Source organism: Dulcicalothrix desertica PCC 7102, assembly GCF_003991905.1.
GTDB classification, from domain to species: domain Bacteria; phylum Cyanobacteriota; class Cyanobacteriia; order Cyanobacteriales; family Nostocaceae; genus Dulcicalothrix; species Dulcicalothrix desertica.
In genome coordinates, this window is record NZ_RSCL01000050.1 from 1 (window position 1) to 20,743 (window position 20,743).

The 20,743-nt window shown below is 36.8% G+C and carries 13 protein-coding genes; 6 read left to right on the top strand and 7 right to left on the bottom strand.

Features of this window, described 5'->3' with window-relative positions; translation table 11 throughout:
• Positions 1 to 113 precede the first annotated feature (113 nt).
• A complete protein-coding gene (locus DSM106972_RS47875; protein WP_233787977.1) occupies positions 114 to 284 on the top strand; it encodes a hypothetical protein in 171 nt (56 codons plus the stop codon).
• Between the two features lie 30 nt (positions 285 to 314).
• On the opposite strand, the gene DSM106972_RS47880 is transcribed toward DSM106972_RS47875, so the two are convergent.
• The 4 genes from DSM106972_RS47880 to DSM106972_RS47900 form a co-directional block, all read right to left on the bottom strand.
• A complete protein-coding gene (locus DSM106972_RS47880; protein WP_201800892.1) occupies positions 315 to 3,059 on the bottom strand; it encodes a dynamin family protein in 2,745 nt (914 codons plus the stop codon).
• A gap of 21 nt (positions 3,060 to 3,080) precedes the next feature.
• Positions 3,081 to 4,094 carry a hypothetical protein gene (locus DSM106972_RS47890; RefSeq protein ID WP_127087318.1) on the bottom strand — a complete coding sequence of 338 codons (1,014 nt, stop codon included), beginning with the start codon at positions 4,092 to 4,094 and terminating at the stop codon, positions 3,081 to 3,083.
• A gap of 392 nt (positions 4,095 to 4,486) precedes the next feature.
• Positions 4,487 to 5,644, bottom strand: a complete 1,158-nt coding sequence (locus DSM106972_RS47895; protein WP_127087319.1) for a DUF1822 family protein — start codon at positions 5,642 to 5,644, stop codon at positions 4,487 to 4,489.
• 15 nt (positions 5,645 to 5,659) lie between these two features.
• Positions 5,660 to 6,856, bottom strand: coding sequence for a sigma-70 family RNA polymerase sigma factor (locus tag DSM106972_RS47900; RefSeq protein ID WP_127087320.1), 1,197 nt, complete (start codon positions 6,854 to 6,856; stop codon positions 5,660 to 5,662).
• 490 nt (positions 6,857 to 7,346) lie between these two features.
• On the opposite strand from DSM106972_RS47900, the gene DSM106972_RS47905 reads away from it, so the two are divergent.
• Positions 7,347 to 9,470: a caspase family protein gene (locus DSM106972_RS47905; protein WP_127087321.1), complete on the top strand. Its 2,124-nt coding sequence runs from the start codon at positions 7,347 to 7,349 to the stop codon at positions 9,468 to 9,470.
• A 41-nt stretch (positions 9,471 to 9,511) separates the two neighbouring features.
• On the opposite strand, the gene DSM106972_RS47910 is transcribed toward DSM106972_RS47905, so the two are convergent.
• A complete protein-coding gene (locus DSM106972_RS47910) occupies positions 9,512 to 10,399 on the bottom strand; it encodes a Tll0287-like domain-containing protein (RefSeq protein WP_127087322.1) in 888 nt (295 codons plus the stop codon).
• Positions 10,400 to 10,801: 402 nt separating this feature from the next.
• Here DSM106972_RS47910 and DSM106972_RS47915 point away from each other — a divergent pair, with 402 nt between their 5' ends.
• Together DSM106972_RS47915 and DSM106972_RS47920 are read left to right on the top strand one after the other, a co-directional pair.
• Positions 10,802 to 11,659: a phosphate/phosphite/phosphonate ABC transporter substrate-binding protein gene (locus DSM106972_RS47915; RefSeq protein WP_127087341.1), complete on the top strand. Its 858-nt coding sequence runs from the start codon at positions 10,802 to 10,804 to the stop codon at positions 11,657 to 11,659.
• Between the two features lie 83 nt (positions 11,660 to 11,742).
• Positions 11,743 to 13,017, top strand: coding sequence for a serine/threonine protein kinase (locus DSM106972_RS47920; RefSeq protein WP_127087323.1), 1,275 nt, complete (start codon positions 11,743 to 11,745; stop codon positions 13,015 to 13,017).
• A 135-nt stretch (positions 13,018 to 13,152) separates the two neighbouring features.
• Here the strand turns inward: DSM106972_RS47920 and DSM106972_RS47925 are convergent, their stop codons facing one another.
• Positions 13,153 to 14,229, bottom strand: a complete 1,077-nt coding sequence (locus tag DSM106972_RS47925; protein WP_127087324.1) for a response regulator — start codon at positions 14,227 to 14,229, stop codon at positions 13,153 to 13,155.
• A gap of 482 nt (positions 14,230 to 14,711) precedes the next feature.
• Here DSM106972_RS47925 and DSM106972_RS47930 point away from each other — a divergent pair, with 482 nt between their 5' ends.
• Positions 14,712 to 18,704 (top strand): non-ribosomal peptide synthetase, encoded by a 3,993-nt coding sequence (locus tag DSM106972_RS47930; protein ID WP_127087325.1) that lies wholly within the window; start codon positions 14,712 to 14,714, stop codon positions 18,702 to 18,704.
• On the opposite strand, the gene DSM106972_RS47935 is transcribed toward DSM106972_RS47930, so the two are convergent.
• Entirely contained in the window at positions 18,690 to 19,154 is a 465-nt protein-coding gene (locus tag DSM106972_RS47935) for a helix-turn-helix domain-containing protein (RefSeq protein ID WP_127087326.1), read from the bottom strand. The two genes, DSM106972_RS47930 and DSM106972_RS47935, sit on opposite strands and share 15 nt — an antisense overlap.
• 302 nt (positions 19,155 to 19,456) lie before the next feature.
• Between DSM106972_RS47935 and DSM106972_RS47940 the strand changes: the two genes are divergently transcribed.
• The gene (locus DSM106972_RS47940; protein ID WP_127087327.1) at positions 19,457 to 20,737 is read left to right on the top strand and encodes a calcium-binding protein; all 1,281 of its coding nucleotides are present in this window, start codon (positions 19,457 to 19,459) and stop codon (positions 20,735 to 20,737) included.
• Positions 20,738 to 20,743: the final 6 nt, after the last annotated feature.

The following is a 20,743-nucleotide window of genomic DNA, read 5'->3' on the forward strand; positions in this document are numbered from 1 at the left end:
ATTCAAAAATATTATAAGTATGGCGCCGAGGTTCATCTTGAAAACAGCGAAAAATAACTTCTGGTTTGAGTGAAGCCATACCTTCAAGAGTACGCGATGCTTTCAAAGTCGAGTTGCCTTTAAGTAGTATATTTGAGGCGCCGACAATTACAGGGTTATCTAAAGTCGTGGAAAGCTTGAAAGATAATAACGCAAAAAGTCAGGCGCCTGCACTAGTACCAATATCTCGCGACAGTCGGCGAATGAAATTATCTTCGTTAAATAAAGACAGTAAAAATCAGTAGGGTGGGCACTGCCCACCTTACCCTCTATTTTTATAACATTATTATCGGTCTCCAATTATCAAGCTCTCCTTTAATCAACTTCAATTCATTAAGATATTCACTTAATTCGATTCTTTGGCTTTCGAGATGATCAATAATATTAGGCGCCTCAACTTCCCTCGTTGCCCGTTCCTTTAACAAGTAGTCAAATTCAGCCTGAAACCGATTGATATAGTTATTGATTTGCTTTTCGCCTTTTTGGAAATCCTCTGATATTTGTTTTTCAATAACGCGCTCAAGCAACTCAATGTTATTCTGAACTTGTAAGTCTATCTTTTGCTGAATCCCTTGGTAAGTGAGCCGTAAATCGATTTCATAGTAAGACACTGTTTCAGTATATGGAACATCTACTTCATAGACTTTATCTGACTCACAGCAACGGCTCTTTGTTCTTTTTTCTTTTTTAGTTCTAGCGTATACTTGTTGCTGATGCTCAATTTTTGCATCAATTCCTGAAAATTCAAACTTTGGAAACTGAATTTCATTGATACCTATCTCAATCTCTAAAGCATCTCCCAAATACTTGGAAAGTTCATTAGAGATTGCTTGAATTTCCTTTTGAATTTCTTTAACTAAACTTTCACGAATATTTGTTCCTTCTCTAATGAGTTTGTCTTGAGTATCTAGCCAAAAGCTTTGTATTACAGGGGTGCAGTATTCATTGATGGTTTTACCAATTTTCTCAGCATCTTTTTTATTATTGACCCTAATTTTATAAGAGTCTGAGCTAGAAGCTGCTACAAAAAAAGCAAACTCCCACAAATACGCTAAAAGGTTTTTGCCTTCCTTATTATGTACAGGTTTTTGAGATTTATCCTTTGCTACTTTATCGATTTCCATTCCTATACGTTTTTTAGCGTTTTCAGCGAATTTATTAATTCCTTGACTAAACGTATTAATTAATACTTGCTTCTGTTCCTCTACGGACTTTTTTACGTTTGCTACTTTCCCCCTAGCTAAATCAGAATTTTGCTTATATTCTTCTATTGTTTGTTGAAGTTCTTCAAACTCGATCTCCCACCCTTTCATTTCTGTAATAAAAGTCTCTTCAATAGCTTGAGCAGACTTATTTAACGTAGCTAAAACATCACTTAATAAATTCCACCCTGAATTGCGAACAACTGTTTGAATTACAGTATTTTCTATGGTTGTAATGCCACTATCCTGTAAAGCTTTTGGTGCAATATCTATTAATTCTGGAATATAACGTCTGCCATGTTCATCTTTTTCCATGTAGCTGAAAAGGAAGAATTTGTCAAAATCTGCTTCATGTTCTCTAGTTGCAACTTTATTTTGTATAAGTTTTGCTAACAATCCTTGCCATGCACTTGCTGGTAAAATAATTGGCTCTGGTATTCCAAACCCTAATAAGGTTTGACTTAAATCTTTTATCACATCTTCAATGGGTCTATCTTTCTCGGCTTTTCTATCTACTTTGTTCAGAATAAAGTAAATTTTATTACTCCTTGCTAAAAACTCCTTACGTTGCCCAATCAAATCTTGAAGCAATTCCGCATTCGTATTGTCTTTAAATGATGTGTAATCCAGAATGAATAATATAGCATCGCTAGTTCGGAGTGCTTCTAAGGCAGTCTGTTTTAGAGCTACTGTACTAAATTTTACTGATTCCCACTCATTTGGACCCGGTGTATCAACTAACGTGAAGCCGGCTAGAGATGGAATTTGACTAATGGCTTCAACAGCATGTTCTAATTCAAAACGTATTGTAGCATCAGCGTTCTGTGTTTCTCGAATTTCATGGGTACGCTCTAAAAATTTTCGACGAATTTCTCCTGCTTCACCTTGTATTAAAACTACAGGTTCTCGTTTACCATCTTGATATTCTAAAAGTCTGGGTGTTTGTCCAGCTTTAATTGGACGAATGTCTGTCCGGCAAACTGTACAAGCTTCTGTTTCACTTGCTAATACATCGGCGCCAATTAAGGCGTTTAGAAAGGTGCTTTTACCTGCTTTCATTGCCGCAATTACAGCAACCTGAAATTTTTGTTCATTTAAAGCTTTCAATGCTCTGATAATATCATCTTCTACACTTTGTAGTCTTTGAGTATCATCTCCTTCTTTTAATCGTTGAGTACGAAGTTGTTTTAGATAATTTAAGAACCTGTTACCAGTATCATAAAGTTTACTATGGCTTGACTGAAATTTTTCAGAATGCATATTCTTATAACTGTATTCCATTACATTTTTATCCAATGTTTTTTCAAAGTCGTCTTCTGAAGTTCTTTTCTCTGTTATACTCGATTCATTTAAATAATCTACTTGCTTCAAATATTTTCGTTTAACAGCAGCAGTAAGATTACGCGCGTAGTAATCACTAGGAACATAAATTAGCTCTTCATTGATTTTACAGAGAACAGTATTAGTTAGTTCTACTGCTTGTACAAAATTCTTTAAAGCAGCTTCTGTTGGTTCTCTATCAATATCCCACATTAGGGAAATGAGACTTTGCTGTAACCTAACCGCTAATCGCAAACAGTCCTTTTCAACTTCATCTAACGCGCGCTGACGAGTTAAGTCTAAAATCTGCTTTTTGCTTTTATCTGCTAGTTCGTTGTATCGTTTCTCTAAATTTGTGTATTTATCTGTTAGTTCATTTGCAACAGTTTTATGATGTTGAGCCGCTTGTCTATCACTTTCACCTGCTGCATGAGTAGTAAAAGCACCAACAACAGCCCCTACTGCTAATCCAAGGGCACCGAAAAGAAAAGGGAGCATAAAAAGTGTGGATACTAAAATTTATTTCTTATTTTTTGGCGGAAGCTGAGGAATAAAATCAGCAAGTAACTCACTATGTGCTGATGTTAATCCTAGAGATTTAGCAATAGCTGCTGATTCTTGATATCTTTTTACTGCTCCTTCGATACCTGGTAATATAGGTCGATTTGTAATCTGTTCATTGACTAATTTTGCCTTAGCCAAAAATTCTAGATTTTTCTTATGTTCGTAAATTAGCTCATTCTCAATCTCTTGCAAACGTCCTAATTCCTGCTGAGTTAAAGATTCGTAATAAGCTCTAACAACCTGTTTATGCTCATTAAGAATATTAAAAAACTCGTGAATCATACCCGCAGTTCCAATAACAGCTAAGGCAGGGGAAACGGCAGTTAAAGCTATTGCAATTGGCGGACACATTGTTGCTACTGTTGTAACTGCAAATGCTGTTGTACCTCCAACTGCACCCCCAACAAGAGTATCTTTTAATGTTTCTACACCAGCTTGCTGTGGAGAAATTTCACCTCGAATTACACGAAGCGCATTGGTGAGCATCGAAAATGGCGCCGTTGTTGCAGCACCAATTGCAGTTCCAAAGGGCGCCGCTTTAATGCCAGCTTTAACACCTCCTGCTAAGTTATCAAAATGCCATTTAGCATCCAGTCTCATTTGCTCTTGCCAAGACATAGGTTTACCACCACGAGCAATATTGTCTTTGGCATTCTCCCATTTGATGTTTTTGGGGTGATTAGAGCCTCCTTTACTATGAGGCTTAACGTGACTAGCGTGCTTATCAGACAAGTATTTTTGTGTATTTTGACCAGCTTCGGTACTGTCAATACCTGCTCGCTGAGATGGGGGGATTTTATTTAACATTTCTTGAGCTTCGACCCTAGTTCTTAAAGGTTCACCAGATCGAACCCCACCTTTGTGCAATCTACGCACTGCATTTACAGGTAAATCCTGCAATTGAATATGCTCGATGCTGTTTGTCGCAGCAGCGTTCACAGCAGAATTACGCTCAGAATCATTAGACATGGGTTGATTATACTTCTTAGGTTTCAGGGCTTAAAACCAAAATATGGTTAGTCGCTTCTTCGTTTATAATTCCCATGCGCTCGTGAGTAATAACATAATTAGAGCAAAACTCGGCAAAATTCTCTAATATCACAGTTTATTTGTACTAATTGATCGTCAAAAAATCGTCAGAGGTACCACTGCTATCTCGAACATGCCTGAATCTAATATTGATTTGTTAACTAAATAATGTTTAAGTTATAAATATGCTCTTTGAATTGCTTTGCCCGTTAGTTGGGTGGAGCGGCTTTTCGCTTCTCAATATCAAGTAGTTTTTGTTGGGTTCCGTTCCTCCACCCAACCTACTGAATAATTTTATTTAATCAGAGTCATAAAAGATGGTTATCAACAGGTTAAATATATAAAATTTCTAGTTCAAAGTTATCAGGGGTTGGTTCAATTTCCCAAACTAATCCTTCGGGCAACTCACCCAGCGCTACTTCAAGGTAGACACTTTCTACCGATGTTCTAACTTCAACTTCGTTACCTTCAAACGGTTGTAAATCTTCTGTGAGAAGTCGGAGTTTAAAACTTGTAGGAAGTAATTCACCGGGGAGTGCGCGCAATTCAAAGCGCCAAATTCTCGAAGTAATATTACCTTGGGGTCGCACTTGCAATTCGCACTGCTGTGAATTGATAGTTAATCTCCGCACGATACTTGGTGATGTTTCTATCACATTTGAACCCCGTGCCCCAGCCATTGCTGTATCAACGGTTGCCCAGCCAAATAAGAGGGCAAAATCAGATACACCATTTTGTAACCACTCGTTAACAGACCATTGTTGTATTCCTTGACGTTGTTCGTATAAACGTTGTCTCCAACCACCGTGTTGTAAAAGGGCGCCCCATGTGGCAAAAGGTATTTGAGTTCGGGGGATAATAACGTTAGGGTTTCCTAAGCGTTGAATTAGGTTTTGCGCTTGGAAGAGCGATAATTTGGGTAAAGGCGCCACAGCAGCACGAGTTACATCAGGGCAAAGTTGCTGTGATAGCCACAAAATATTTAGGTTTGATATTAAGTCTTCAGAGTCTAAGCAATATGCTTTATCGAATGCGTCATAGCTTGCTTCATTTTTGAGTTGCACGTGGGTTGTATATCCCCAAACTCGGATAAATCCTTCTTCTAAGTTTACTTGTACTGCTAGGTAATAGTCAGCTACCCAGTTAGGAATGTCTACCCATTCTTGAGGTACACGAAATTCGTCAATATCTAAGGCTTCGGTAGGTATTAATACCATTTTTTTATTTCCGAAGCTAATTGCGGTACCATTAACAGCTTCCCAAATACTAGGTAAAGCTGCATCTTTGGGATATGCTTGAGCATTGCTGTCATGCTCAGAGTGTAGCCAAGGAAGAAATGCTGAAAGCGATACGCGGTTAAGATATGCTATCCAACGACGGTTAGGTGTAGAAAAGGGTTGGTGTTGCCAACTTCTTTCTAATTCGGCTTCAGGAATTTCTAACCATAAATGTGTAGGATTATCGATGGTAGGTAATGAGTTAAATGTCATAGTCACTGCTCCTTGCTATATAGAGTTACGGCTGTAATGAACTTGCAACCATTCCTCTAATACGGTATTTATATAATTTAGTACCGAGGGATTTAGAGAAATATGCATCGACTCCTGACTCCATGTTGCCAGTTTGAGAAGTAGTGTGTCTCTAGCTTTGGTTAGTCGCCGAGAAACTGTATACTGCTTAACTCCCAGTTCCTTTGCTATTTGCTGCTGAGTTAATTTTTGAGTGTAATATATTTGGATAATGTTTAGTGCCTCTTCATCTAGCTCTTTGAGTGCTTTTACTAATACATCACCAATTTGGGCTTGTTGTGATTGTCTATCAAGTTGTTCTTCAGCAGCAATAATTTCTGATATGTAAGACTCTTGTTTGAGTTGGGGCAGAATGTCTTGTAGTTCTCCTCCATCATCTTCCCCTATTTTGGCATTCAGCGAAGTCATATTAGGATATAAGTACGTTCGCACTGCTTTGGCACAACTAGTTAACCACTTTTCTAGACTTTCTGGGTTTAATTCGGCGCCTGGAGTCGTTAGTTGGGTAAGCCTTAGACTATTATAAAGTTGAGCAATGCTTTGCCACGTTGCTTCCGAAGGTTTTTGTAATTTACGAGTCCCCGATGGCTGACTGGGAGCGCATAATTCTTGGTAGCATTTCCAAGCTAGCACATAACGCTCGATTGCCTCTGCACTTTGTCCAGCATTTTTCAATGACTCTATTAGCCGTTTTTGAGTTACCTTTTTCAATAGGCGCCAGTTGGTACAAATGTCAATTTCGTTTTGCTGCCGCAACATTTCTTTAAGTTCACTGCTGAATATGGCACTACTATAATTTTTGAGGCTAAACCCCATATTCGGCTTATACCCTTTCAAAACTTTATCGACACGTATAATTGCCATTTGAAAGCAGTCAGATAACGTGTACTGACTTGAAGAAATACCTGTAACCGTTTTACGTGCAGCCCAGTAACATACTTCTTGTAGGTAAGCTGATAAATGATCCCGAACCAAGCTTTCCGGAGTATCTAGCCACAGTTTATACCAATAATATACCCAAAAATCCTCCGATTGCTCTGGTTGCGACAACTGGGAAAGTGATTTTATCATATGGCGCCGCAATCTGGCATCGGTAGCCCAGCCAATCACTCTAGAAGCGTCTAGCTCTAAGAATGTTGAAAATAATTCAATTATACTTTGACGCATTTGCATAAGCCAACAACTTATTCCTGCATAATCTGTGAAAAAACAACCTATATATATATGATGGGTGGTGATTTATATAATTAATGCAGCGCTCTCTCAAAGTTCTATTACTTTTTTTCGATAAAGACCCGTACAGTCGTTGTAATTATTTTTACCACAAACATGAATGGTATCAATTAGTAGTTTAATCTAATATCTTTATTTTATCTATGGTATCCATAATTTCTTCTCCTTATAGCTTAATTAAGGGCGCCGTCTTGGCAATCTGATTAATCAGAATCTAGTTATATATGTAAATCTATCTTTGGAGCTATGTTTATTGAAAATCAAAGCACGATTAAAATATTGTAATATAAAAATAGATTATGTTATATACAAAATAAGATAGATAATTTTTATATAAGTATAATTCCTAAAAATAAATCTGAGGGTTTGAGTAAGTGGGTAGCTTCAAGTATAGAAATCGTTTTTAAATGTAATTATAGGATTAAGGGATATGCCTCCAGTCGGTGTTGGTTCTAGTTTTTCAACTAATACGTTAAGAACGGGAGAAGCCAAACTGTGGATTCTATTGGTAGGTATCAATGACTACCAAGATGACAGTTTACCTTCTTTGCGCTACCCAGCTATAGACTGTCAAGGGTTAGGAGAGGCATTTGAATTAGCTACAGAGGGATTTCCAAATAAAGAAGTAATAATTCATCATGATAATACTGCACAACCGCCGACTTTACAGGTAGTACGCGCGTCGTTACAGCGGATAGTGTCACTTTCTCGAACTTCCGATTCGATATTGCTATACTTTTCTGGGCACGGAATGTTAGAACCCATTCAGCAAGAAGCTGTGCTGTGTATGAGAGATACCCGCAAAGACGACTTGCTAGCGACAGGACTAGGGATGCAAGAGTTGGTACAAAGGCTCTCAAGAAGTAGCGCGAATCAGCAGTTACTTTGTTTGGATACTTGTCACAGTGGTGATATGCGATTGGTAGGAGTAGGTAGAGCTAGAAATGCAGTTTCAGCTCCTGTTAATCCGGCGCCGCAGATGATGGATATATTACGGCAGCGTGCGTCACAAAGCAAGGGTTTTTGTGCTTTACTATCGTGCGATCAAGGTCAACAATCTTGGGAGTTTCCAGAGTTAGGACATGGAGTATTTACTTATTTTTTGATGCAGGGGTTAATGGGGGAAGCGGCTGACTCGCATGGTGTAATTGAAGCTGATGGACTTTATAAGTATGTGTATCGTCAGACGCTGCAATATATAGATAAGATGAATCAACAACTGCGTTTGATAAATCAGCAAAAGCTCAAACGTGGTGATAGTAAGTTACATCCGGAATATCCGTTACAAACACCGAAGCGGATTGTTGAAGGTGTGGGAGAGTTAGTCTTAGGAGTTAAAGCTAAAAGTACAGAAAAACTAATCTTACCACGACGAGCATTAGTTATTGATGGCTTAACAAACAACAAAAATACAACTGATTTAAGTCGCGTATTCTCTGGATGTGGTGGGTTTGAAGTCGAGTATGTTTCTTGTGTTGACAAAGGTTTATCAGAAATACGTGCTTCAATACAAGAATTAATTCGTTGGTGTGGTGAGCAAACAGCATCATATACACAAATTGGTAGTCAGATTGGTAGTCAAAGAAATATTCCGACTGCGTTATTATATATACGGGGGTATGTTGAAGAAATTGAAGATGGTGAAGCATGGCTAGTTTTGGGTAATGGCGCCCGTTTGAGTCGCTCGACTTTAAGACAAGAATTACGACGCGCGTATAATTCAAAACAGATTATTGTTTTAGATTGTCCAGAAGCTGATACTCTAGAAAACTGGATAGAAGATTTGCAATCTGGTTTGGAAAATGGACAATGTATAATTACTGGGGCAGCTTCGGCAGAGAAACCAGAAGTATTTACACGCGCGCTGTTTGAAACATTGAGTCAAGCTAATTCACAGGTTGGTTTACCTGTTGCGTCTTGGATTAGTGAGTTAGAAAATATCTCTATTGCCAAAGGGATTAATTTACATACGTCGTTATCGGGTACGCAAGCCGTAATTGATATTTTACCTGGTAATATTTCTCAGGCTTTTCCAGAAGAAAAGTTTGCAGTTGTTAATGCGCCGACTCAGTTAACTCAATTATCTCAATCAACTCAACAACCAGATATACTTCCAACTGGTAGATTAGAGATAGATACTAAGCAATACTCACAACTCGAACAGTTATTAAAGCAAGAAATAGGATTAATTGCGTCTACTATATTACAACAAGCGTTGACACAAGTAAGCAGCTTAGAACTCTTGGTTAATAATTTAGCCGCTTACCTGGCGCCTGAAAAACAACAGCACTTTCAGTCCTCTGCAATGGCGATTTTAGAAGCTTCTGCTCCTCAAAAAAAATCTGGGATTACTCAGAGCGTCGATGAAGAATTTACTCGTAAATGTACGAGCGAGTTAGCTTATATAATTGGTCCAATTGCTAATTTTATAGTTCAACAAGTGTTAAAATCAAATCCACAAATCTCACGCACAGAATTTCTCAAAAACTTAGCTTTGAAAATTTCTGAGCCAAAACAAGCTTATGAGTTTGAACAACGGCTACTAGAAAAGTAGGGGGTAGAAAAAAATTGAATTTGCCCCCTACATATCTGACTTTATTTAGGATTATTCAACATACTTAAAGCAATTTCTAAACTATATTTCATCCGATTGAACGCTTCTGCTAAGGCGCCGATTTCGTCTTTATCTTGCTTACCAAAAGTAGCATTCATATCACCAACACTAACTTGTTGCGCTACATCAGCTATCCTTTTAATGCGTTTGAGTACGGTTTTCTTTAATAAGAGATTGATGACTAGGATGATAACTGTAAAAATAGCTCCTAACACACTTAGTACCATTAAGAAAGAGCGACTTGCTTGATTAAATATCTCTTCTGCTGGAACATAAACTATTTGAGTCGCAACAATATCATTCAACTTCCAACCAAAACCGTTGTTTCTACCGTAAACTGCTAATTGACTTTTGGGCGCCACATCAGGTGTAGAATGACAGCGTAAACAACTTTCTTGTTCAACCTTAAGAGGTTGAGCGCTATAAAATAGTTTTTCTCCAGATACTGTTCGGAAACCAGATTTTTCGGTCAAAGCGAGATTTTGGCGAAACTCTTTGACAATATTACTTTCAAAATCATCAGCTTTGTCTCGCAAGTTTGTTGGGTTGAGCGTTGCGTCTTTGTAAATAAAGTTGCTATACTCGTTGTTCTTACGAAAAATATCAAATATTTCTCTTGTTGAAAAGGCTGGTATTGACTCTGGAATAAATCGTCCTTCATTCTCGACTTTTGGTAACAATAAAGGATGAACTCTATCATTGGTGTATTCTCGGATAGAATTGATTACTTGCATTAGCATTACTGCTTTATTAGACACTTCGTTCTCTGTTTTTTGTGTGAGTACGCTAGCTAAAGCAGTACCACTGATGAAAATACCACCAATAAAAACTATTATTAGAATTAAATTGACTTTTGTGTTGATTTTCATATTGGTATGTTCGCTCTCGTTCAAGTTTTGGTTGATATATTACTTAACAAGGTGTAATGGTTCAGGAGCATTTCCTGCTCTTGGCTTGGCTCCTAACTCCTTAATTTTTACAACAATACCTTTTATAAAGATACCATGACTCTATTGAAGATTTTCGAGATTGTAAAAAAAATTAAATTCATAATTATGTGATTTATTATCAAATTTTAAATAGCAAGAAACTCATAAATGCGTATTATAACTTTTTATGAATTAATATATCAGTAAGCTTAGAATTGCTAGACAATAAAAAAGATATGTAGCAATCTTAGATGCGGCTTGAATTTGGCGTAAAAAATCATATCCGAGAGAGCTAGTTAGATTGTGATATCGAGAAATTAAAAACTTGGGTGAAATCGATTGATGCCATTACAGCTTTGCCGACGCTCTTTTATTTTACAAATGCTATTCATAGTGGCTGCATGTAGTACAGAAAAACTATCAAGAAAACAGGTAGAATTGGTTGTAGGTATAGTCAATTATGAAGATTCTAAACAAACGCTAAAGAAATTCGCGCGCTTTAAAGAGTATTTGGGAAATAAAACAAAGGCACTTGTACAGTTAGAGCCGGCATTTAATGAAAGCATAGCGATAGAAAGGATTCAACGTCAAAGTTGGTCATTGGTATTTGCACCTCCTGGGTTGGCAGCATTAGCAAGTACAAATTATAAATATGAACTTCTTTTCTCACTTAATATAAATGTTGATTCACGCGCTTGTTTGGTAGTGAGGAGTGATAGTAGCTTACGTGATTTGAAAGATTTACAAGGTAAAACAGTTGCACTAGGTACACCAGGTGCTGCGTCTGGATATTATTTTCCACTATACAATCTTTACGGTTTAACGTTAAAAGAGGTTTTATTTGCTCCGACTCCTTCTGAGGTGATTAAGCTGGTCGCAGATCAACAGGCTGATGTTGGTGCTGTGTCATGGGAGGAATTTAATTTATATCATACGAAGTTCAATAATGTTGAGTTTCGCGTCTTATTTACTGATTCTCACAATGTGCCACCAGGAGCTGTGTTGATTGCACCAAACGTTGAAACTACAAACCGAGATTTGATTAAGAAGTATATGCGAGAAGCATCTCCAACTTTGATTCAAGAAATTGGATATATACCAAATGCGGATGTACCAGACTATAAGTATATGAGTGCTGTGATTGACCGAGTGGCTCGAATTGCTACTCGTCTAAGTTCTAAACCTGTGCGTTTATTTTGATTTTAGATGCCAGGTACAACGAAGGCGTGCATAAATTTGGGCTACGTTACCCTACAAAAGTAACAAACCTATGGCATCCTCTAATGATACCAGCAATCAATCAAGGAACATTGATCGATAATCGCTATCTAATTCAGAAACTTCTTGGACAGGGAGGGTTTGGAAGGACATATTTAGCATTTGACAACCAGCGTTTCGGTGAAACCTGTGTTCTCAAGGAGTTTGTACCACCGACATATCGAGAAGATAAACTACAGAAGTGTAGGGAACTTTTTGAACGTGAAGCGAAAATTTTATACCAAATTAATCATCCCCAAGTACCTAAATTTCTAGCTCGGTTAGCAGATGGACAACGAGTGTTTATCGTCCAAGAATATATTGACGGCAAAACATATTCAGAAATTTTATCTAGTCGTCTTAATCAAACAGCTAAAGCATTTTCAGAAACAGAAGTTAGAAAATGGCTGACAGATATATTACCAGTTTTAGAGTACTTACACGGACAGAATATTGTTCATAGGGATATTTCATTAGATAATGTCATGCTTAAGCACAATCAATCGAAACCAGTATTGATTGATTTTGGAATTGCTAAAGATACATTCACTCAAATACCTAGTGATTTTCTAAATATCCATTATTCTGTTCGTAATTCAATAGTAGGGAAAATTGGTTACTCTCCACCAGAGCAATTGCGTTGGGGATATTCCTATCCTTCTAGCGATATCTACTCACTTGCAATTTGTGCAGTAGTTCTTTTGAGTGGAAAAATGCCGCATATGTTGGTAGATGAATCTCTCAATTGGCAATGGCAGTCCCAAGTTAATATCAGCAATTATTTTGCGAGCATCCTTGAAAAAATGCTCGCAAAAATACCAAGCGAACGCTACCAGTCACCTACAGAAATTATCCGATTATTGAACAACTTACATAATAATTCGCATTTGGTAGCTGATGCAGTGCCTATAAAAGATACACTAACAGAAAAAGTCAATATATCAATGCCAAATCATCAGCAAGTAGTTGACCATGATTTAGAAGAATTAATAATTTTACAAAAACTCGAAAAAACACTTCTAGAATATAACAAATTGAATAGTGAATTGCCTCTACAACAGTTTACTGGTTTCAAACAACAATTTTTAGAAATTTGTCGGCAAGAACTGACTAATATTATCGGTCCTATCGCCAGCATAGTTATTGAACATACTGTAAAAAAATACTCAAATTTTATACCAAACCAGCTTTTAGTGGACTTAGCGGCAAAAATTCCTAATCAGGAAAAGGCACAACATTTCAAAGAAGCTATTTACAACCAACCTCTAGCTAATTTTATTTTATTACTCTCTAAAGAATAATTATCGCAATACAATCTGATTTATAAAAAATTCCTAGATAATGTTAAGTGTCAAGCCATGCAGTAAATATAACCGTATGAACAAGGTCAAGGTCGCGGCGTTGGTCTACTATTTTAGACGTAACATGTCACGTCTCTACATATGACCAATTTGTGAAAATAAGACTTTCAGTAAATCAGCTTTGCTAAATGGTTTGCTCAAATATCCCGAAGCTTTCACCATTTTTGCTCGTGCTTTATCCAAAAATCCAGTTTTTCCTGTCACCATCACTACTGGAGTATTACGAAAATCTGAATGCTTACGTAATAAAGAGCAAAGTTGGTAGCCATCTAAGTTAGGCATGGAAACATCAAGCAGAATTATATCGGGTTTAATGCGAAGAATTTGCATTAAACCTTTTAATGGGTCATCAATACTGATTACAGTAAATATTTGTTCGTCTAAAAGACTTTTAATTGTTTTTAACATTATTGGGCTATCATCGATACATAAAACTTTATAAGGTTTTTGTTCAGTGTTATTATCATTTAATTTGTTAATTTTAAAAGTGCTATCTTCAATATTTTCAGTGGTAACTGTGATATCATTGATTACATTTGGTTTCAAGTGTTTTTGTTCTAAATCTAAAAATAGTTTAATTTCACTACGATTAGCTGATTCTTTAAAAAGATTAACATTAGTTAAATTCATAGAGCGTAATTGACGGCGCCGAATCAACAAGGAAATATCAAGATGACAAAATTTTGGTAGATAATCTGGTAAGGTTTGAGGTATAAATTCGTAAGCCCCATCTCCTAGCTTCAGAAATGAATCCAACATTGTAATAGCCATTTCCTCTATTAGTTTACCAGCTTGCAATGAGTTTAAATATTGTTGTTCAACTAGCCAACATATTGCTAAATAATCTGGTCTGTCTAGTATTGCATCATCTGTTTTACTATCGAATATGGCTTGAAGTTGACCATCAAGTTCATTATCTAAATTATTAAGTTGAGGAAATAATTGCTGTAATTTCTCACTAAAAATATCCCACATGCTATTTGCTTGATAAGCATATATCAATTGTCCTTTATCAAAATATAGAGACCATGTTTGTGAAAGACTTAATACTTGTAGACACCCTTTAATAGAATTATGAGAAACTTCCTCTAATAGCAAGGTAAGCTCTTTATTATGTAAAAATTTTTGTCTGCCAAGATTAACTGTTTTCATGTCACCATTTTTGAGAAAAAACTATTTTTATTTTTATAATTAACAAAATAAACCGGGTTTCTTCGTTTAAATCTTGTAATAAAAACAATGATTTGTCTGCGACAATGAAGGCGTAGAAACCCGGTTTCTATAGCTATGACAATTAAACCTACTTGTGCAGAGGTTAATCTTCATGCTTATCGAATTTTTGTACAATTTAACTGAATTCTAATGCCACTATAAAATTAAGCTTCAAAAACCCACAGTGTGTTCTTCCAAAGTTGAAGAATCACAAAATAGATATGAGCTATAACGAGCAAAAATAGGTAATCACAACAATAAGTATTTCTCTTATAAGATGAATATTACCATAGAAAGTTTCAAAAAAAATCGAAAAATTAGGTATTTTCCTCAATTAAAGATAAATTTGGTATTTTTTAACATAGAAACCGGGTTTCTAGAATTCTACTAAAATTAGGATGGCAACGCTCCTGGTATAGTCTATGGCAATTAAGCGAACATCAGTATCAGCAAGTGAGGAAAAACTTAATTTTTCTGAACAAACAGAAGTTTTTGTTTTTCCTACATCATTTGCTCAAGCTAGATTATGGTTTTTTAACCAATTACAAACAGACAATCCTCTCTATAATGTCTCAACAGCGCTTCGTCTCACAGGTTCGCTCGATAGAAATTTGCTTATAAAGGCATTTAATGATATTCTCCGGCGCCACGAAGTATTACGCACCTCATTTATATTGGTATCTGAACCAGTGCAGGTAATTGCACCTTCGTTGACTATACCCTTTTCTCTAATAGACTTACGTAATATCGAGGTTGCAGAACGCAAGATACAAATACAGCAAATTGCAACCGCAGAGTCTCAACGTCTTTTTGATTTAACTACGGCGCCACTAATACGAGTAACGTTACTACAACTTGAAGAAGCTCAACACGTCTTATTACTGAGTTTGCATCATATTATTGCTGACGGTTGGTCAATTGGAGTGTTAATTCGAGAACTAAGTATATTTTATCAAAATGGCAACCTGCCGGAACTACCCATTCAATATGCTGATTATGCTCAATGGCAACGCACGTGGTTAACCGAAGAAGTTCTCGAAACTCAACGAGCTTACTGGCGCCATCAGTTACATAACATAGAAGTATTAAATTTTCCTACCGATAGACCAAGACCTGCAATTCCTAGTTACAAAGGTGCAAAACAATATTTACAATTACCGCAATCGCTAAATAAAGCATTGGAGTCACTTAGCCAGCATTCAGGTGTTACATTATTTATGACGCTTCTTGCTGCATTTCAGATTTTGCTATATCGTTACACGCAGCAATCTGATATTGTTGTAGGCTCACCAATTGCGAATCGGAACCGTAGCGAGATAGAAGGGTTGATTGGTTTTTTTGTCAATAGTTTAGTATTGCGTACTGATTTATCAGGCAATCCAACGTTTCAAGAACTTCTTTGTAGAGTCAAGGAAGTTACTTTAGGCGCTTATGCTCATCAAGATTTACCTTTTGAAAAATTAGTAGATGCACTACACCTAGAACGTTCTTTGAGTTATCATCCACTGTTTCAAATTGTGTTCTCACTTCAAAATACTCCAGTAGAAGCATTAGAGTTACCAGGTTTAACGTTTGAAGTACTTGAAATTGAGAATTGTAGCGCGAAGTTGGATTTGGAGTTTCATCTGTGGCAAGATGCGGAAGGTTTGAAAGTTCAAGCTATATATAGTACTGATTTATTTGATGGCGCCACTATTACCCGGATGTTGGGACATTTTCAAACGTTGCTAGAAAGTATTGTTGCTAATCCTATTCAGAAAATTTCTGATTTGCAGATAATAGAATCCCCCCTACCCCCCTTGATAAGGGGGGGAAGAGAATTAGAAATCGAGTTGTGTTTTCATGAGATTTTTGAAGCGCAAGTTGAAAAGACTCCTGATGCTGTTGCTGTAGTTTTTGGTTCGGAGCAATTAACTTATCGAGAACTCAACATTCGAGCAAACCAGCTAGCGCATTATTTACAACAACTTGGGGTTAAACCAGAGTTTTTAGTTGGTATATGCTTAGAGCGTTCCATAGATATGATTGTAGGAGTTTTAGGCATCCTTAAAGCAGGTGGCGCCTATTTACCTTTAGACCCAACTTATCCCCCTGAGCGTCTTCACTACATGCTAGAAGATGCCCAAATATCAATCTTACTAACCCATTCCTCCTCATCTTCTGCCCCCCTTATCAAGGGGGGTTGGGGGGATCAACTCTACATCAATCAAAACTTGAATATCACACAACAACCCCAAATAAACCCTACCAGTAACCTTACCCCCAACAACTTAGCTTACGTAATTTACACCTCTGGTTCTACAGGAAAACCCAAAGGAGTTCAAATAGAGCATAAAGGTTTAACTAACTTAATACATGCTCAAAAATCAACCTTTAACTTACAACCAACTGCGCGGGTATTACAATTTGCCTCTTTAAGTTTCGACGCCTCAATCTTTGAAATTGTCATGGCATTAGCAACAGGGGGAACTTTGTATTTAGCTTTAAAGGAATCCCTTTTACCTGGACAACCTTTAATTGAAATGTTGCGTCGTAATAAAATTACTCATGTCACGCTTCCACCTACTGTACTAGCTGTTTTACCGCAAACAGAGTTTCCAGCACTGCAAACTATTATTTGTGCTGGTGAACCCTGTACTCAGGATATTGTAAAAAAATGGAAACCAGGGCGCCGCTTTTTTAATGCTTATGGAGTTACTGAAGCTACTGTGTGGTCAACGGTTGCAGAAATTACCAGTGTGACTGATAAATTATCAATTGGGCGCCCGATTGTTAATACCCAAGTATATATATTAGATAAGTATTTAAATTCTGTGCCTATTGGGGTTGTAGGGGAATTGTATATTGGTGGTGATAGTTTGGCGCGTGGGTATGTTAATTCCACAAAAACTGAATTATTAATTTATAAAACTGGTGATTTGGGGCGTTATTTGGCAGATGGGAATATTGAATTTTTAGGTCGTATTGACAATCAAGTAAAGATTCGCGGTTTTCGTATCGAGTTGGGAGAAATTGAAACTGTATTAAATCAGCATCAAGATGTACAACAATCTGTTGTTGTTGTTAGAGAGAATGAATTAGGAAATAAGCATTTGGTGGCTTATATTGTCAAGAGTCAAAAGGCATCAATAATTGAACTAGATAGTTTAAAACAGACTTTGAAACAAACTTTAAAACAAAAATTGCCAGATTATATGGCGCCATCTGGTTTTATAGTAATTGATTGTTTGCCATTGACACCAGCGGGTAAGGTTGATTATTGCGCTTTAGCTGTGGGGGAAAGCACTGAAGTGCTTATTACTAGTGTTTTTCTTGCTCCTCGTACTGAAGCTGAGTTAAAACTGGAAAAAATTTGGGTTGAAGTTCTTGGTGTTGAACGTGTAAGTATTAATGATAATTTCTTTGATTTGGGAGGTAATTCGTTACTAGCTGTACAGCTTATAGAACAAATACATAAGCAGTTAAAACGAGATTTACCTTTAGCTGCTCTTTTTCTAAATCCAACAATTGCTCAGTTAGCAAGTCAGTTATGTTTAAATGATGCTCAACCTTGGTCTCCGTTAGTTGCTATTCAGCCTAATGGGGAAAATCCTCGTTTATTTTGTGTACATCCTATTTTTGGTGTTGTTCTCCCTTATTTTGAATTAGCTCATTATCTAGGAAAAAATCAACCTTTCTATGGACTACAACCTGTTGGCATCGATGGAGAAAGTACACCATTAACTCGCATTGAGGATATGGCTACATGTTATATTAAAGCTTTACGTACAGTACAACCGAATGGCCCTTACTTTTTGGCTGGTTGGTCTTTTGGTGGTTTAGTTGCTTTTGAAATGGCTCAACAGCTACAATCAAATGGAGATGAGGTGGCTTTACTAGCATTACTTGACACTGCGGCGCCTATCTCTAGTAATCAACCTTCTGTTGGCGATGTTTTGAAATATATTTTCACAGTCGCTGCGCGTAATATTTGGTCTTTTTTACTTGATTATTGTTATTTATTTATAGCTTCAAATTCTAAAAATAAATTTGTTAAAAAAATTGTAAGTAATATATTATCACGTTTTCTTCAAGGAGATACGGCGATAGCAAACCTTTTATCTGATGAATCTAAGTCTCAAATTTTGAACGAGCTAACAATTAGCCCAATGCTTCGTATTTTTCAAGCTAATACTCAAGCAGTCCTTAACTACGTCCCAAAAGTCTACCCAAACCGAATTACTCTTTTTAGAACAAATGTTCATCAAGGCGCCGTTCAAAATCTAAACGATTGTTGGGATGCGCTAACTAGTGAAGGAGTAGACACTCATATAATTCCAGGCAATCATCTTAATATGCTGAAGGCGCCTAATGTCGAAACACTTGCTCAACAACTAAAAGCTTGTCTACTCAAAAAAACATCAAAAATGATTTAGGGTTGATGACGATAATTTTCGCATTGAAAGTCCCATTGATTTTAATAAACGAGTGATGTGATAATTACTGACTTGAATGTCAAATTCTTGTGCTAGCTGTGTCCGTAACCATTGTGCCGTCCAACGTCCATTTGAGTATCCATAATCGCGGGGACTTTGGCAAACAAGCACTTTTAATCTATTTACATATTCGTCACTAACAACTTTTGGTCTACCAATACTACTGTCATTCCATTTGTGTGCTTGACCTATTTGTAACATCATAATCCAGTAGCGCGCGGTTTCTTGTGAACATCCAACTGCTTTACAAATTTGTGTCTGTGTTTTACCAGTATCTGCTAGCAACATAATTTCAATTCTACGGCGCCATTCAGAACGTAAATCAGCATGTAAGCTTTGCTGTAATATTTTACGCTCTCTAGTAGTTAAGTACAAACCTTGTGTATCCACTCTGGCTTACCTCCTATCACTTTTAAATCCTAGAAACCCGGTTTCTGCTACATATTCTTGTCGTAGTTTTAAACGTCAAATTATGCAAAGATTTACAAAAATAAATATTAATTACAAAAAACGAATTAACTAATTTCAAAATATAGGTGTTTGCTGAATAAAAACATAACTACATGAATTATGTTTTATTTAATGGTCAAGACTTGTTGACAGTTAAAATTAGAATGCATAGCATAAAAAGGCAAGCAAAACTACTCAATTGCTTACTAATTTAAAACTCATGCAATCTTAAGGGTAAAACAATGACAATAGCAGGTTATGACTCTAATGAGCTAAATGTGGGAGATTCAGAGTTAGATACTCAAGAACCAAACTCTTTTAAGTTTCAAAATGAAACAGAAACAATATTACCAGTTGCAGAACTTATAAAAGTAGAGGGAGATGCAAACCAAAAAGTACAAATACAACAATTAGGACAACTTGAAAACAGCAATTTAAAACCAAATATAGATAAACAGCCAAATCAAAATATCGAAAATATCAATGAGGCGCCAGAATATAGAGAATATGTAAATTCTGGCTTCAATCCAATTCGAGGAACTCCTAACTCGGAAACTATTAACGGTACAAAGAACGATGATATTATTGCTGCACTTGGTGGTGATGATAAAGTCTATGGTTTGGGTGGAAGTGATGCTATTAGTGGTGGCGCCGGAAACGACTATGTAGAAGGCAACGCTGGGAATGACCAAATATATGGAGATTTTGCACCTAGCGGTAATTCAAGTTTAATTGGTATCGGAAACGACACCCTTTACGGTAATGATGGGACCGATTCTCTTTTCGGTCAAAACGGTACAGACTTTATCGATGGTGGTTCTGGTAACGACTACGCCGAAGGTGGAAATAACAATGACACTATTTACGGTGGTTTAGGAAATGATGTACTCTACGGTGATGACTTTGAACAAAGCCCCGCAGTTAGTGGAGATGACATAGTTTACGGTGGTAGAGGCAGCGACCAAATCTATGGAGGACGCGGAAAAGACACTCTTTATGGTGAAAGCGGCAACGATAACTTATTTGGTGGACAAAGTAATGACTCGCTTAATGGTGGCGATGGTAAAGATAAATTAATTGGTACTGACACAGATTTCTTTGGACAAATTCAAAATGGCTTTGGTGTCGGTGAAATTGATTCTTTGACAGGTGCAGGAAACAAGGACACCTTTGTTTTAGGATTGGCAGAAGCTAACGCTAGAGATGCAAATGGAAATGACACTGTAGTTTACGATGTTGTCCTTTACAATGACAGCAATACCAATGCGACTGGTACAAATGATTATGCATTGATTACAGATTTTGGATTTGTTGGCGCTAATGTTGCCCGTGGCATCGATAAAATTCAACTTGCGGGTTCAGCGGATATGTATACATTAGGAAGTTCTCCTATTGCTTCTACATCGGGTACAGGAGTATTTCTTACCCAAGGTCAAAATACACCTGAATTAATTGGCATTGTTCAAGATATTTCATCCACTAGTTTGAATTTATACGACGCAAATCAGTTTGTTTTCGTGTAAAAACTC

Coding starts and splice junctions, on each gene's coding strand:
- DSM106972_RS47880 (WP_201800892.1), bottom strand. CDS start 3,059: ATGCTCCCTTTTCTTTTCGGTGCCCTTGGATTAGCAGTAGGGGCTGTT.
- DSM106972_RS47890 (WP_127087318.1), bottom strand. CDS start 4,094: ATGTCTAATGATTCTGAGCGTAATTCTGCTGTGAACGCTGCTGCGACA.
- DSM106972_RS47895 (WP_127087319.1), bottom strand. CDS start 5,644: ATGACATTTAACTCATTACCTACCATCGATAATCCTACACATTTATGG.
- DSM106972_RS47900 (WP_127087320.1), bottom strand. CDS start 6,856: ATGCAAATGCGTCAAAGTATAATTGAATTATTTTCAACATTCTTAGAG.
- DSM106972_RS47905 (WP_127087321.1), top strand. CDS start 7,347: ATGCCTCCAGTCGGTGTTGGTTCTAGTTTTTCAACTAATACGTTAAGA.
- DSM106972_RS47910 (WP_127087322.1), bottom strand. CDS start 10,399: ATGAAAATCAACACAAAAGTCAATTTAATTCTAATAATAGTTTTTATT.
- DSM106972_RS47915 (WP_127087341.1), top strand. CDS start 10,802: ATGCCATTACAGCTTTGCCGACGCTCTTTTATTTTACAAATGCTATTC.
- DSM106972_RS47920 (WP_127087323.1), top strand. CDS start 11,743: ATGATACCAGCAATCAATCAAGGAACATTGATCGATAATCGCTATCTA.
- DSM106972_RS47925 (WP_127087324.1), bottom strand. CDS start 14,229: ATGAAAACAGTTAATCTTGGCAGACAAAAATTTTTACATAATAAAGAG.
- DSM106972_RS47930 (WP_127087325.1), top strand. CDS start 14,712: ATGGCAATTAAGCGAACATCAGTATCAGCAAGTGAGGAAAAACTTAAT.
- DSM106972_RS47940 (WP_127087327.1), top strand. CDS start 19,457: ATGACAATAGCAGGTTATGACTCTAATGAGCTAAATGTGGGAGATTCA.